Below are 14991 nucleotides of genomic sequence, written 5' to 3'. Positions count from 1 at the left end.
TCACTCCAACGCCACCAGGTAAGCCGCCAGCAGCGCCAACTCATCCTCACCGAGAATCTCGTAAGGCGGCATTAGGTTTTGCGGCTTGATCTGCTGGTGACGGGCAAGCCACTGGCGAAACCCCGCCTGATCCGCCGCAAGAATGCCCGCACCTATGGAGAGACGGCTGCCGACATGGGTGAGATCCGGTCCAATCACGCCGGTCGCTGGAGTGCCGCGCACGGCATGACAACCGCCGCAGCCATTGGCGAGAAAGGTCTGCTCCCCCGCCGGATCATTTGCGCGGGTATCCTGCTTTTCCCGCTCCAGCCATTGCTGAAACTCCTCGGGCTCCATAGCCACCGCATAAAACGCCATCAATGCATGAGCGCCGCCGCAATACTCGGCGCATTGGCCGCGAGTGACGCCGGTTTGGGTGGGGAAAAAGCGCAGGGAATTGCTACGACCGGGGATCATATCCACCTTGCCGCCGTAGGCGGGCAGCCAGAAGCTGTGGATCACGTCCGCCGTTGTTAACGTCAGCTCGACCGGCTGACCGACAGGAAAGCGCAGCTCGTTGGCGCTTTCGGTGGTAGTGCCGTCCGGATGCTGATAGATCACCCGCCACCACCACTGTTCGCCTTCTATATGCACGCGCAGCGCCGCGCCTTCGGTGTCCATGGGCATGGCTTCAATCCGCAGCAATACAAACCCGTAGAGCAGCAGCCCGGTCAGCACGGCAATTGGCATCACCATGCCCAACCACACCACCACCCCTTCCCGGCTAAGCGCCTGCTTGAATCGCCCACCACCCAACAGAGCAAGTCCGGTCAATACAACCACCAACAGCAATAAAAACCCGCCGCCGATAAACAACACCCAGGTGAGATGAACGATGCGGGAGGCGTTGGTGCTGTAGCCACTAAAGGCGGATTGTTCGCCGGAGCAGCCGGCCAACAGGATGATTGCAATGATGATGGAGATAGGGCTGCGCATTAACGCGGCACCTCTGCCACTCCGTCCCGCAAAGGCAGCCCGGCAAAATAAGCGGCAACTGCATCAACCTGGGCATCCGTCAGACGCTTGGCCACCCGCCCCATCAGCTGACCATAGGATGTCTGCTGGCGCCCGCCCGAGCGCCATAGGGCCAATTGCTGTTTGATATAGGGCGCTGCCTGCCCGGCGAGCACAGGCACATCGGCGCGTTTGGGTTGACCGTGGCAGGACAGGCAGGCGGGCACATCCCGCGTGGGATCACCTTGATAGGCCAAACGTTGACCCAGCTCCGCATCGCCAACAGGCTTGTGCGGATACGGCGGCTCTGCCAGGGCGGCGTAATAATCCGCCAAGGCTTCCAAATGCCCATCCAACAAAGCCACCGCCACGGGTTCCATAAAGCCGCTTTGCCGCCGGTTGCTGCGGTATTCGCGCAGCGCCCGCAGTAAATATGCTCGCGACGGCCCGCCAAGGCGCGGCACATGCGGGCTTACCGCCGGCGCATCGGCGGTGCCATGGCAGCGGTCGCAAGTGTTGATAGGGAAGATATTCATGCCGCGGCTTACCAGAGTTGTGGCATCCGGCGCGTCCATATGGGTATTGCCGCTGGCTAAGGATTGATAGGTTTTCACATCCATCGCAGGCAGCTCGCGCAGCAGGGTTGCTACCGCCCACATCTCGTCTTCCCGCCCCACGCCGCTCCAGCCCGGCATACCGGTGAACTGCAAGCCGTGGTAACCGATCCAGAACAACTCGCGCACGCGCCAGCGGCTGGCGTTTTCCTGCAGCGGCGGTGGTTTGGGGAGCATATGGGAAAAGGTCGGGTTGACCGGCTGGCCGGGCGCGCCGTGACAGATGGCGCAATTGCCGTGAAAATGCGCCGCCCCCAAAGGCAGCAAATCGTTATCCAGGAAAGCTTGAGAAGTATCGCCGCTATTCACCTGCACCGACCGGCGCATGGCCATGGCGAGAAAGGCTTCCAGCCAATGGGGATGTCCAGCGGATGCGGCGATATTGAAGATGCCGGACCAAGCCACCAACAGCGCCGCTGCCACGCCACCTATCAATCCCATCCCGCCCCACAACAACCAGCGCCGCAAGGCTGACCTCATGCAGCGCTCTCCGCCTTGCCGTCCTCCTCCATAGTGCGCAGCCAGCGGACTACCAAAAGCACGGCGGCGAGGATATAGGTCATGGGGCAGGCAGTGATCATCAACAGGCCGGCCAACTGCTGGTCCACCAACTCCGGCTCGCCGTAGTCATGCCCGGCGTAGAGCGCGCGCGGGGCAAATACGAGCAGCAAAGCCAATAGGCAGAACAATTTACCGGTGAGCAGCAGCGCGACGATTGCGCGCCAGACGTGATTGCCTGCGTGCTGCAGCACGCTAAGCCAGAACGCGGTAGCGACTATAAACAGGGAGCCCTGCGCCAAGGCCATCATCCCGTGGGATTCCATCAACCAAGTCAAAACCCGCGGCGAATGCCAGAGAAAGAACAACCCCAACTGCACCACCGTCGCCATAGCCAGAAAACCGCTGCTTTTAACGCTGGCAACCGGCCTGCCCCAACTCAGCCAAACCATGGCCGCCAGTGGCGCCAGCACCGCCATCAGCCCTATATGCAGCAGCATATGCTTGGTGAGATGCCCGGCTGCGGCTATATAGCAGCCCACCAACAACAGGGTCACGGCCAGGATGGCAACTTCCAGCGCAGTAAATGAGTTTCCGAATCGCACCCGCATGGCCCGCTCCGTCAGCGGCGAAAAACCCTGCCCTGCCGCCACAGTGGTTTACCGAAGCCGCCCGAACCGCTCCACTTACCCGCTAGTTCGGCGCAACTTCGCGCTAATTGCAGGTCATATTCCTCCCCTCTGTGGCGCGATTCCGTTGCCTATCCCACCTTTTACGGGCCTCTGATGCAGACGGGGCTTAACGTGAGCAGCCTCAGCCGTCATAATTGACCGCCATTTTTTGTGGCCCGGCAGGGCGTGCAGCCCATAAGCCAGGTCGCCACCCGTCAACGAATACGAGTCAGACCAATGGGAAGAACCTTCGAAAACCGTAAAGCCGCCATGGCGAAAACCGCCAGCATGAAAACCAAGCTCTACTCCAAATTCGGTAAAGAGCTTTATGTATGCGCTAAGAACGGCGGCGCAGACCCCACCGCCAACCTCACCCTCCGCCGCTTGATCGAGCGCGCCAAACGCAACCAAGTCCCCGGCCACGTTATTGAAAAAGCCTTGGATAAAGCCAAAGGCGGTGGCGGCGAGGATTACAGCACCGTACGTTACGAAGGATTCGGCCCCGGCAACTGCATGATCATCGTCGACTGCCTGACCGACAATAACAACCGCACCATCGGCGACGTGCGCACCTGCTTCAACAAAGCCAAGGCCAAACTCGGCGCACCGGGATCAGTGGCCCATATGTTCGACCACCGCGCGATCCTCTCCTTCAAGCACGATGACGAAGAAGCGGTACTGGAAGCCCTGATGGCTCAAGACGTAGATGTGGCGGATATCGAAAACGAAGACGGCATCATCACCGTTATCTGCCCGCACACCGAGTTCTATAAAGCGAAAACCGCCCTGAGCGAAGCCTTCCCCAACCTGCAAATGGAACTGGAAGAAATCACCTTTATTCCGCAAACCCAAACGGAAATTTCTGGTGAAGATGTGCAATTGTTCGAAAAACTCTTGGATATGCTGAACGATTGTGACGATGTTCAAGACGTGTATCACAACGCGGAAATCAAATCCTAAAAATCCCCTTATCCCCGCCCAGGCGTTCTAAAAACCTGTTTAGAACGCCTTTTTATTTGCAATTTCTGCAAAAATCTGTCTCATCCACATTAAGAATTTCAGCACAAAAAATTCGAATTTCCGGCTAAAAAAAGCGGATTTTGTCGGCATCTTTGACGTTACGTCGACGAGTCTTGAACCCCATGGGCCGATTGTGCTCTTATTAGCCCACCTTATGATCTCCACCCCTGGAGATCGCTAAATTTTGCCCAACTAGATGTTAAAAATAATGAATTCACATACCGATAAACTCTCCGTCATAGAAAAAGTCGGATACAGCCTTGGCGACCTCGCGGCGAATCTGATTTTCCAAACCCTCGTCACCTTCATCGCATTTTTCTACACCGACGTATACGGCATACCGCCGGGACAAGCATCAGTCATCATCTTTATCTGCGGTTGGGCTGGCGCATTTTTCAGTCCTGTTGTGGGCGTCCTGGCGGACCGCACCAAAACACGCTGGGGTAAATTCCGCCCCTGGGTTCTGTTTACCTCCATCCCCTTCGGTGTTCTGTCTCTGCTGGCGTTCAGCACACCGGATTTAAGCGATTCCGCCAAAGTCTTTTACGCTTTTGCGACCTATTTGGCGCTGATGCTGATCTACTCCGCCAACAACCTGCCCTACGCAGCGCTGAGCGGTGTTTTGACCGGCAATATGCAACAGCGCAACAGCTTGTCCGCATACCGCTTCGTAGCTGTGATGGTTGCGCAATTTATTATTCAAGCTTTGTTGCTGCCGCTGGTATTAATTGCAGGCGATGGTGATAAAGCGGTCGGCTTTAAAAATGTAATGACATTTTTCGCCATCACCGGTGTGATTTTCTTCATCATCACCTTCCTCACCACCAAAGAACGTGTTCAGCCGGTTGTAGAAAAATCTCGCCTCAGCGACGACATCAAAGATCTCACCAAAAACCTGCCTTGGGTTTTGATGCTGCTCGTTACTGTTCTGGTATTTATTGGCTTGGCACTGAAAGGCGGTAGCTACATTTATTACTTCCAGTACTACGTCAGCGCTCCGGATGCTGCGCGCTTTTTGGATGAAATCGGCTTCAACGCCTTTATCAACGGCCTCAACGGTGCACTCACCAGCGCTGGTTTTGCAGAATTCGCCTGGCCGGAAGATCCCGCCACTTCCATGTTCAGCTTGTTTAATGCCGGCGGCATTATTCTGATGATCATCGGTATCGGCTTTTCCAAACCGCTCGCGGATAAATTCGGCAAACGCGATGTGTACGCCATCGGCTTGGTAATTGCCACCGTATTTATGCTCGCCTTCTACGTATTCCCACCCGAAGCTGTTTGGGCGATTTTCATCTCGCAAATTCTGCACGGCTTCTTCTACGGTATTACAATCCCACTGCTGTGGGCGATGATTGCCGACGTAGCCGACTACTCCGAATGGAAAAACAACCGCCGCGCAACTGCAATTATTTTCTCCGCCATGTTGTTCGGCTTGAAAGGTGGTTTGACCATCGGCGGCGCACTGGTTGCGGGCTTGCTGGACCTCTATGGATATGATGCCAACGCAGCAGTGCAAACCGACTCCGCCATCAACGGCATTAAATTGTCCGTCAGCTTGTACGCATCTCTGCCGTTCCTGACTGCAGCTGCCTTGTTGTACTTCTACGAAATCAATAAAGCCAAAGAAATCACTATCGAGCGTGATCTCGCTGAACGCCGCAAAAATGCCGGCATCACCCAAAATGCATAACCGTTATTTTCAAAAAAAGAGAATTGATAATGACTCAAGAAATTCAGTACTCCGACGACATTAAAGAGAAAGCCATCTCCCAGCCGTTGGTGGAACATATCTACACCGCTGACCCATCTGCGCACGTATTCAACGGCAAAATTTATATCTATCCGTCGCACGACATAGATGCAGGCATTCCGTTTAACGACAACGGCGACCACTTCGGCATGGAGGACTACCACGTCATCTCCATGGAAAAACCCGGCGCGCCAGCGGTGGACCACGGTGTTGCACTGCACGTTAAAGACGTTAAATGGGCCGAGCGCCAAATGTGGGCGCCGGACGCTGCTTATAAAGACGGTAAGTACTACCTGTACTTCCCCGCCAAACGCAAAGACGGCATTTTCCAAATCGGCGTTGCTGTCAGCGATTCCCCCACCGGTCCATTCGTACCCGAGCCCGAAGCCATTAAAGGCAGCTACTCCATCGACCCCGCTGTATTTGCAGATGACGACGGCGAGTACTACATGTACTTCGGCGGCATTTGGGGCGGTCAATTGCAAAAATACCGCAACAACGAATACAACGAAAAAAATGAAGAGCCAGCAGACAACGAACCTGCATTAGGGCCAATCGTTGCCAAATTAAGTGCGGACATGAAAGAGTTCGCGGAAGCTCCGCGCGAAATTCAAATCCTCGACGAAAACGGCAAGCCCTTGCTGGCTGGTGATCACAAGCGCCGCTTCTTCGAAGCCGCGTGGGTATACAAATACAACGGCACTTACTACTTCACCTATTCAACCGGTAACACCCACCTGCTGTGCTACGCCACCGGCAACAACCCCTACGGCCCCTTCACCTACCGCGGCGTAATCCTCACCCCAGTAGTTGGCTGGACCACCCACCACTCTATTTGTGAGTACGAAGGCAAGTGGTACCTCTTCTACCACGACTCCACCCTGTCCAAAGGCGTAACCCACCTGCGCTCAATCAAAATGACAGAGTTGACTCACGATAAGGACGGGAATATTCAGGAGATTCATCCTTATAACCTTTAAGGATCAGCCTCTCTTCTTATTTGGAAAGCCGGCTTTATGCCGGCTTTTTCTCTGTGCTCAAAGTCATCAGTATTAATGTCCCCCACAACAGGAAGATATATATTCCTCTCTCTAGTGGCGCTATCAGTGCCCTGTGCCATATTGCCAATTTGGATGATCATTTCGCTGACGGAATCCATCGCGAATAAGCAAACAATAATTCATCTCGACACCGGCCTTCTCTACTTCCTATTGATCTCCGTTTTATGGCCAATGGCAGCAGTGGAATTCTTAGGAGGCCGCAACAAGCAAAACAGCAAACCATTGATCAGTTGGCTGACGCAGCACGCAGGTGCCGTATTTCTTTCCTGGTTTATCATCTGCCTACTTTTAGCGGTTATTGGCGGATTTGCTGTTCCCAAGGTTCTAAAAAGTCATGGATATCAACCCTGTCACAACCCGAACGCCATTCATAGGTTGGGCAAAGGAGAAAGCTTGATCTTTGCATTAGGGGCTTGCCCTCTGAACAATCAGCAATGGTGAGATCGCGGCGAAGGGAGCAGACCTTCACTTTACATCCACCGGCAATAAGCGCCACAGCTCCACTTGCTCTTTACCTAGCAATATCACGCAGCATTCGCTCAGCATTTCTTTTAATCGTGTAACGCGTTATTGAATATCGAACTGCCTTACCCCATCAAAAATCAACATCCATAGGGCTAACCACACCACGTTCATGAATGCCTATAACGTGCGTGTAGATTTGGGTTGTACTCAAATCACTATGCCCCATCAATTCCTGAATATTTCGAATATCCACACCATTACGTAATAAATTGGTGGCAAATGAATGGCGGAATGTATGGCAACTCGCCTTTTTATGAATACTCGCCGCCGCCAAGGCCGTCGCCACCGATCTGCGAATCTGCTGCTCACCAATGTGATGTCTACGCATCACACCGCTGCGCGGATCCTCTGCTCTGTTCGATGCGGGAAAAACATATTGCCATGCTGGACTGCGTGGCGCGGCGGGATATTTCTTTGCAAGCGCATAAGGCAAATAGACTTCGCCAAAACCCTCGGCCAGGTCTTGACGATGAAGGGCCAAAGCATAATCAATTTGCGTTTTCAGCGGCTCGATCAGAGATTTTGGCAAAAGCGTTCTGCGCCACTTTTCACCTTTTGCTGCTCGAACAAATATTCCATTCTGCGCAAAATCAATATCCTGGACGCGCAGGCGAACGGCTTCCATTACCCGCAGACCTGAACCGTACATCAAGCTTGCCACAAGCCTGTGAGTCCCATGCATACCTGCCAGTACGCGGATGGCTTCATCATGGGTAAAAACTGTAGGCAAACGACGACCTTTGTTCGCTTTGGCAAACTGAATATCGCCAACATTCATCTGCAAAAACTGTTTATAGAGAAAGACAACTGCATTTAATGCTGTTTTCTGTGTGTTTATCGCAACATGACGATTATTTGCCAAATAACTCAGCCATTCCTGGATATGCGTGGTTCCCAGAGTCTCCGGATGCTGCTTGTTATGAAAACGGATGAAATCAAGAATCCAGACGCAATACGTTTTTTCTGTCCGATAGGCCATGTGCCGCGCTCGCATAAAAGCACGAAGGCGGTCCATAAAACGTTCGGGTTTGGTGGGCAGGGGGATGGGAATATCATCCATATGCAGTTCCTTTGCCTGATGGTTAAGTGGTTAAGTGGTTGCCGGAAACGGTAATGCTTCGGCATGGTGCATGGCAAGCGCAGATTCGGTCGCCGTGACCGTTATTTCGGCGGGGCCGAGAAATCGGTCTATAATTCAAAAGGTTAGGTCAATTTTTCCGATTTGAGATATGAGTCGCAGAGACCGTTTTTGCAGACAAGCCCACTAGATTCACCCCCGGCTACAGGCTTGACGAGGCGGGGCTTTGAGGGTTAGCTTGGCGAAGTCTTGAACAATACAAAACGGTCAAGGAGATATCGGTCTCGGCGACCACGATATAAATGTTATGAAGACAATCAATAGGAGTATGTTATGGATACCATAGGATGGATTTTTGCAATTACGGGAATGTGCATCGGGTTTTCGGCTTACGCCCGAGTTGGTGCCCTGGAGAAGAAGCTCAAAGAGGAAGGCATTCTAGATGCTTCATTCGATTCGGAAAAGGAAATTGACAAAAGCTAGCAGGGTTGTGATGTCTTCGTTTTGCAGGCTTGTGCAAGTAAAAATTATCGTGGCGGTAAATTAGTAACTGTTTAATGCGTGCAAAACTGCAAGTTGCTGCGTTACCGTCATAACCAACAGCACCAGTACGCGCCCTTCGGGCGCAGGACGGTTTTTAAGTTGCGCGTTTTGGCGAATCGCTGCGCGAATTTTATCGCAAACGCGCATCTTAAAAACCGCCTCTGTGCTGGGCGTTAGGCATTAAATAGGTTTGGAACATCATGGAACGTTACCCAGAGAATACAAATATTTCATTGGATGACTTTAATGCTTGTGGTTGGCGCGAGGCATTGGAAGAAGCACGTCGAGAAGACTATTCATCCATGTGGCAACAGCTATCGTCGAGAGCACGAAAGGCTACAGAAGAAGGTAATTTAGAAGCAGGGAAAGTACTTTGGTTACTTGCAGATGCCTGCTCAATGATGTTGAAGCCTAATAGTTTGAACGAGCCTTTTGCCCCTTTTATGGTTATGGATGGAAAACGTTCGGCACTTCCAGAAGATTTTAAAAATGAAGACATCGAGTTCTTTTCACAAATCATACCTTTTATTGATGAGCCAAAATTATGTGCAAGAATTTCAGATGTAGCGTGGCTGCTATTAAAGCCGAAGAATCCTCAGCATGCACTCTCTGCGATAGATAATTATAGAAGTATTGAAATTGGTACCGAAAGTTGGATTCGAGATGGTCGGGAATGTTGGGATAGGGCTATACAGCTATGTTTAATGCTTCGGGCTGGCGCCGGCGAAAGGTTAAAAGAGATAGAGTCAAAAATAGTTGAGGCGCTGAAAGAATCTTCGCCGGAAGATGGATATTTGGCCAACTGGCTAGCTGATTTACTTTCAAAGCACCACTTGGGAGTTAAAGATAAGAAGGATATTGCTGAAAAACTTGAGGCGCTTGCTACTTACTTTGAGGACTCTGGCGATCTTCATAGGGCAAGAGATTATTTAGATGCGGCATCAGAATGGTATAAAAAATCAGAAGATGCAGCACAATCCACAGTAATGATTGTTAGGAATGCAGAGTGTTGGGTTAAGGAGGCAATCGCTAGACAGGCTAGTGATAATCCTAGCAACATGGTTGCCGCGAGTTTTTATGAAAGCGCGATACATAAATACAGAACAATTCCGAGAGCGCTACGCGATCAACACAATGTTGAAAAAAGGATCGTTGAACTCAGGGGGCTAATGAATGAGGCAGGAGAAAACTCACTTAATGAAATGGGCCAGATTACATCTGGGCCAATAGATATCAGCGAACTAATTGAAAACTCAGTGAAAGCGGTAAAAGGAAAAGAGTTATCGGAAGCGCTATTGCAGTTTGCAAACGTCTACAGAGGGGCAAGAGCTGACAAAATACGAAGCTTCTCTGAGGAAATGATAAGGAATCACCCCTTGCAGTCATTGTTTGCAGCTACTCATATGTCATCAGACGGTAGAGTAGTGGCAAAGAAACCTGCTGCTGATCTTGGGGGAGAAAATCAAGAATCAGTCATCTGGCCAGAAATGGTTAAGCACTACGCTATGGAACTCAGCTTGGTAGTGCAGGGTGATATCTGGCCAGCTCTTGAAGTAATTAGGCAAGAGCACAGATTAAAGGAGGCGGATTTTTATTCGGTTGTAAAAAGGTCTCCGGTAGTGCCGCCAGATAGAATTCGGCTTATAGCAAAAGCGCTTTTTCATGGCTTCGATGGCGATTTTATTAGTGCCTTGCATTTGCTTATTCCCCAGATAGAAAACTTAGTTAGATATCACCTAAAACAACATGGGGAAAAGACAACCAATATAGATATTAACGGCATAGAGAACGAAAACGGTCTTAGCACGCTAATGGATAATCCAAAGGTAGAAGATATCTTTGGAAAAGATCTTTCATTCGAATTAAAAGCAATATTTTGTGATCCTTTCGGACCTAATCTACGAAATGAATTAGCTCACGGTCTTATCGGGTATGAGGAAAGCCAAAATATATATTCAATCTATGCTTGGTGGCTTACTTTTCGTCTTATATTTAACACCTTTTGGAATGCAAATCGTGCCCACCAACAAGAAAATGAAGGTCAGGCAGAAGATAATGCCTAACAAACGCATGCACTCGGACAGCCAAAAGCGTCGCTCCTTCGTCGTGCCGATTTTGGCTGCCGGTGATGCGAAGCGTTAAGCCTATAGGTGCCATGTCCATATGTTGAGTGAGTCATTTGCGTTATTCCAACAGGAGGGTTTTCTCGCGAGATCTAGCTTGCTTGCGGGCCTGAATGCTTTGAGGAAAGCAAATGTAGATGACACGAATAAAGGTCTTTTTTACTCAGCTTTCTTTGAGCTCTCCGTTGGCTTTGAAAGGTTAATGAAGCTTGTTCTGGTTATTGATCACATGGCGAAGAACGACCTACGCCCAATGACCGATCAAGAATTGAAAAACAAGTATGGCCACAAAATTGAATCACTATACAAATCATGCGCAGAACTCAACGATCGTTTAGGTAAATCCGCTGATGATTTCTACGAAGAAGGTAGTTTTGAATGGGATATTATCCACTTCCTCCACGAGTTTGCGTTAAGCGCCCGATATTATAATTTGAGCAAGTTGACTAATGGGCAGCGGACAAATGATCCCCTAAGTGATTGGTGGTCTCTATTAACGAGAGTAATTCATAGTGACGTCAGTCAAAAGAAGTTAGAGAAGATACAATCAAGCAGCCTTGCCTACTGTGATAATTTTGCCGGCAATTCATTTACCATGATGCGCGGGCTTGATGGACAGCTAATGACTACGTTGGATGCAGTTATGTACCCACAGCTGGTGGAGGCAGCAGCCCCTCATATGGTTTGGCAGGTTTTCAAAATTATCAGCCCGTTCTACTTCTTAATTTCTGATGTTGTAGAGTCCGCTCATGAAGTTGAGCATAGCAAGGGAATTAACCATTCAAATATTCCCTATATGTATGAGTTTTTTTCCTTTCTCCTGCTTGATCGCTCGGACGTAATTCGGAGGCGGAAATGGGGTTAACAAGGCGCTGTTGTCGGACTGCTTTTCCGCTGGCGCTCCAAAGCAGCCGCAAAGCGCGGCGTTATACGAAATCAGTGAGTAGCAATAAATGACTTGTACGAAACTATTAGAGCTTCTCCCGTCAGCAGTAATGGCTGTGTTTCTTGCTTATATCGCATATCAACAAATGGTAATTAATAAGAGGCGGTTAAATCTTGATCTCTATAGTAAGCGCTTCTCGGTATACACAGATGTCGTCCGATTCCATCAGGAACTGGCTGAAGAAATGGTCAGTCAAGAAACCCATAGGAATTTTATTGCCAGTAAAGAAGCATCTCGCTTCCTATTTTCAAAAGATTCTAGCATTTTCGAACTTCTTCAGTTAATGCATACAGAATCATTCAAAATTATCGGCTTTAAGCATCATGCAAAGGAGCTTTCAGAAGCTAGTTTTATTGAGGGTTTTGCGTCATCGCAAGAGGTTTTCTTTTGGTGGGACAGACAGATGGCCGAGCTTAAAGAAAAAATGAAACCTTACTTGGACCAATAGATTCGTATAACCAAGCCAGTCAGCAGGACGCTCGCAAGCTCACGCCTCTGCTGGCGGCGTTATGTGAAATAAGGAGAGCACCATAGTAACTTTCAGCGAATCGTTTGCTAAGGCAAAAAATAAATTATTGATCCTTTCCGGTATTTGCCTTTTTGTTGGCCTTACTGAGGCTCTTCCTCAAAAGGTCTCTATCCTTGGGTTAGATCTATCAGCGAAGCCTCATATTGCAGGTTGGTTTCTATTTTTCGTAACTTCATATTTTTTTGTGACTGCCGTTGTGTTCGGCGTGCTGGATCTTATTAAGCATTATCTACCCTCGCTAATTATGTCTAAGAGCTCAAACTTAACTGGAACCATTATTGGGTTAAGTGAAGCTGAATGTTTAACTCATAGTCAGTCTGGTGATTTTGATCCGTCTGAAATAGGTACACCATTCGGAGAATACAAGGATATTCAGAGGCAGAAAGCGGAAATAGAAGCCAGGTATAATTCTTGGTTCAAAAAGCTATCTAACTTTATCAAAATATCAGTTGAGTTTGCTTTTTCGCTAATCTTCGGTTTTGTATCTATGGTAACTCTACTTATATTTCTTATAGCCGGGTGCCCATAAAAAGCACATAACAAAGTGCTGCAACTCGCGCACTGCGTGCGCTGGACAGTTTGTAAATCGCGGCTTTGTGGTTTTGCTGCGCAAAAGTAATCCACAAAACCACAATTTACAAACTGCCGTTGAGCACGGCGTTAGGACGAATCAAGACAGGAGCCATCTAGATGCAGGGTAATGAGCTTTACATTTTTCTGGGACTCGCCGTAGTTGTAGGGCTTTTCTTTTTCCTAAAAGGTAATAAACGTCCTCCCGCCGAATCCTTCACTTGTGCTCGCTGCAAAAAAGCGGAGCGATACTCACCCCGCACAATTGAGGCATGGCGTAGAGGATTTAGCAAAATATATTGTCAGGCGTGTCATAAACTGTGGCTCAACAATAATCCGGAACGTAAAAAGCAAACTTACACATCTGGTAGTGCTCGCGGCGGCTGCCTGGGTATTCTGGTAATTTTTGTACTCATGCCGCCCGCTATATATGGGGTCATAAGGTATGTGTCCTAACAATCAGCACCACGGCGAAAACTGGGCCGTCGCGGTTTTGGTTTCCATTCCGCTGGCGCTTCATTCTAAACCAAAACCGCGCCAATCCAGTTTCGTGTGTGCTGGGCGTTATGCAGGAAATAGGAATTATGGACTTAACTAATGTTCTAGAATTTGAAAAATTTGTAAATTCTGAAGTGAAAAAAGCAGCAGCTGAATTAAATGGCTTGGCTGAAGGTAGCAGAACACATTTGCAAAAATTGGTTTATACCAATTTGGTTGATAGATTCGATGTGATGGTTGACAAAACCATATTAGATAACTCTTTGCATCCTACGTTGCTTGATGAGTCTTTGAGAAAACTTGACTCTCCTGTAACTGAATCTGAGGTTTTGCGTTTGCTTCTTGACGGCTCTGACATAAGAAATGTAGTGCAATCGCGGGTCAAAAATATTCTAAGCAATGGGGTCCTTCGTGAACGTCACTCTAAAAAGCTATCAAAGCTATTCAGCTTGTTTGAAGGTGTCGGTGACGTCTGGAATAAACCAAGGGTTAATAACGCAAATGGCAATATATTAACAACTTATACGGTACAGAATAAAAAAGTTCCGGCGTCAATATGTGGTTATGCTGATTGGCTATATTCCAGAAGAAACTCAATAGTACATGGCGGCGGGTCAAATACCATACTCGGCAATGATGTTGAACAATTAAAGAAAATATTCAAGGTTGACGTTGCAAAAACTACTAGGTTGAAGCTAGGGGCAATTACTACTGCATCAACTTACTATCTCGCCGTAGTACATTTAATAAAATCCAATAATGCATAACAAAGCAATCAAACGGATGGTTTTTAAGTTGCACTTTTTCCATTCCGCTTCGCTGCATTTTACGGCAAAAGTGCAACTTAAAAACCACCGTTTATCGCGGCGTTAACACTCGCAGGAGCTACGTAGCTTGAATTATGAATTTTGGAAAGCAGCAGGTAATGGATTGATTGAGCTAGTAAAGGTGTCTGGCCCATACATTGTTGCCATATTGGGGGCATTTTTTGGATATTTGGGTAACAGAAACGCCAAAGAAATTTCGATTAAAGTAGCCGAACTGCAGAGTGAAAAAGATTTAAGTTTGCAGAGAGAAAACCATCGCTTTGAGGATGGAAAGCGGATCTCTGAAATTAAGAAGGACGTTATCGACCGCGTAATAAAAGAATTGGAGCCTGTTTATAGCAACACCTTGTTGTTAGTTAAATCGTACTATTCCATGTGTAGCTCAGGAGAACCATTTAACAAACAATTGTTTGATCAGCTTATAAGAGATAGATTTTTTGCAGATGTAAAGCCGCAGGATGAGGCTAATTCAGCTATGGCCAGAGTGTCTGCATACGTGAGTATTTTAGCCGACGCCAATATGACACTGGAACTGATTAGCCTTCAGAATTGTATTCTGGAATGCACCGGTGTAGTTGAATGGGATGATAAAAATTGGGGCGCAGAGCACTCTGAAAAAGTAAGAAAACTGATGGAACAGCTTCAGCTAACCTATATGGGACTGTTTATCAAGCTTGGAAAGTCTCTTCAATAAAGTGTTAACAAGGCCAGGCACGGCGACGGCTTTTTCGTTGCGGCTTCG

At 48.7% G+C, this 14991-nt stretch carries 16 protein-coding genes; 11 read left to right on the top strand and 5 right to left on the bottom strand.

All coding sequences use genetic code 11. The features are described 5' to 3' along the window. The 3 genes from DWB84_RS07225 to DWB84_RS07215 are packed head-to-tail and all read right to left on the bottom strand — an operon-like array spanning position 1 to position 2716. Positions 1 to 975 (bottom strand): c-type cytochrome, encoded by a 975-nt coding sequence (locus tag DWB84_RS07225; protein WP_187409110.1) that lies wholly within the window; start codon positions 973 to 975, stop codon positions 1 to 3. Next, positions 975 to 2087, bottom strand: a complete 1113-nt coding sequence (locus DWB84_RS07220) for a c-type cytochrome (protein WP_187409109.1) — start codon at positions 2085 to 2087, stop codon at positions 975 to 977. The genes DWB84_RS07225 and DWB84_RS07220 overlap by 1 nt, the downstream gene beginning before the upstream one ends. Continuing rightward, a complete protein-coding gene (locus tag DWB84_RS07215) occupies positions 2084 to 2716 on the bottom strand; it encodes a cytochrome c oxidase assembly protein (RefSeq protein WP_187409108.1) in 633 nt (210 codons plus the stop codon). The genes DWB84_RS07220 and DWB84_RS07215 overlap by 4 nt, the downstream gene beginning before the upstream one ends. Positions 2717 to 3013: 297 nt before the next feature. Here DWB84_RS07215 and DWB84_RS07210 point away from each other — a divergent pair, with 297 nt between their 5' ends. From DWB84_RS07210 to DWB84_RS07195, 4 genes are all read left to right on the top strand, one after another. Beyond that, complete coding sequence (locus DWB84_RS07210) at positions 3014 to 3736, top strand: YebC/PmpR family DNA-binding transcriptional regulator (RefSeq protein ID WP_187409107.1); 723 nt, start codon at positions 3014 to 3016, stop codon at positions 3734 to 3736. 268 nt (positions 3737 to 4004) lie between these two features. After that, positions 4005 to 5489, top strand: coding sequence for an MFS transporter (locus DWB84_RS07205; RefSeq protein ID WP_187409106.1), 1485 nt, complete (start codon positions 4005 to 4007; stop codon positions 5487 to 5489). Positions 5490 to 5518: 29 nt separating this feature from the next. After that, positions 5519 to 6529: a glycoside hydrolase family 43 protein gene (locus tag DWB84_RS07200; RefSeq protein WP_187409105.1), complete on the top strand. Its 1011-nt coding sequence runs from the start codon at positions 5519 to 5521 to the stop codon at positions 6527 to 6529. Positions 6530 to 6565: 36 nt separating this feature from the next. Next, a complete protein-coding gene (locus DWB84_RS07195; protein WP_187409104.1) occupies positions 6566 to 7051 on the top strand; it encodes a hypothetical protein in 486 nt (161 codons plus the stop codon). 154 nt (positions 7052 to 7205) lie between these two features. Here the strand turns inward: DWB84_RS07195 and DWB84_RS07190 are convergent, their stop codons facing one another. Next, positions 7206 to 8195 (bottom strand): integron integrase, encoded by a 990-nt coding sequence (locus DWB84_RS07190; RefSeq protein WP_187409103.1) that lies wholly within the window; start codon positions 8193 to 8195, stop codon positions 7206 to 7208. 351 nt (positions 8196 to 8546) lie between these two features. Between DWB84_RS07190 and DWB84_RS07185 the strand changes: the two genes are divergently transcribed. Then, complete coding sequence (locus tag DWB84_RS07185; protein WP_187409102.1) at positions 8547 to 8696, top strand: hypothetical protein; 150 nt, start codon at positions 8547 to 8549, stop codon at positions 8694 to 8696. A gap of 60 nt (positions 8697 to 8756) precedes the next feature. Here DWB84_RS07185 and DWB84_RS07180 read toward each other — a convergent pair whose 3' ends face one another. Next, positions 8757 to 8903, bottom strand: a complete 147-nt coding sequence (locus tag DWB84_RS07180; protein ID WP_187409101.1) for a hypothetical protein — start codon at positions 8901 to 8903, stop codon at positions 8757 to 8759. A gap of 53 nt (positions 8904 to 8956) precedes the next feature. On the opposite strand from DWB84_RS07180, the gene DWB84_RS07175 reads away from it, so the two are divergent. The 6 genes from DWB84_RS07175 to DWB84_RS07150 all read left to right on the top strand — a co-directional run bounded on the left by DWB84_RS07175 (position 8957) and on the right by DWB84_RS07150 (position 14943). Beyond that, positions 8957 to 10819 carry a DUF4209 domain-containing protein gene (locus tag DWB84_RS07175; protein WP_187409100.1) on the top strand — a complete coding sequence of 621 codons (1863 nt, stop codon included), beginning with the start codon at positions 8957 to 8959 and terminating at the stop codon, positions 10817 to 10819. 100 nt (positions 10820 to 10919) lie between these two features. Further along, the gene (locus DWB84_RS07170) at positions 10920 to 11744 is read left to right on the top strand and encodes a hypothetical protein (protein WP_187409099.1); all 825 of its coding nucleotides are present in this window, start codon (positions 10920 to 10922) and stop codon (positions 11742 to 11744) included. 88 nt (positions 11745 to 11832) lie between these two features. Beyond that, positions 11833 to 12273 (top strand): hypothetical protein, encoded by a 441-nt coding sequence (locus DWB84_RS07165; RefSeq protein WP_187409098.1) that lies wholly within the window; start codon positions 11833 to 11835, stop codon positions 12271 to 12273. Between the two features lie 127 nt (positions 12274 to 12400). Further along, positions 12401 to 12883: a hypothetical protein gene (locus DWB84_RS07160; RefSeq protein ID WP_187409097.1), complete on the top strand. Its 483-nt coding sequence runs from the start codon at positions 12401 to 12403 to the stop codon at positions 12881 to 12883. A 625-nt stretch (positions 12884 to 13508) separates the two neighbouring features. Beyond that, positions 13509 to 14189, top strand: coding sequence for a hypothetical protein (locus DWB84_RS07155; RefSeq protein WP_187409096.1), 681 nt, complete (start codon positions 13509 to 13511; stop codon positions 14187 to 14189). 127 nt (positions 14190 to 14316) lie between these two features. Then, entirely contained in the window at positions 14317 to 14943 is a 627-nt protein-coding gene (locus tag DWB84_RS07150) for a hypothetical protein (RefSeq protein WP_187409095.1), read from the top strand. Positions 14944 to 14991 lie beyond the last annotated feature (48 nt).

The organism is Saccharophagus sp. K07, from assembly GCF_014336955.1.
In the GTDB taxonomy this organism is placed as follows: domain Bacteria; phylum Pseudomonadota; class Gammaproteobacteria; order Pseudomonadales; family Cellvibrionaceae; genus UBA5868.
Note: the sequence above shows the minus strand (reverse complement) of the source record. Positions and strands in the feature narration are given on the sequence as shown.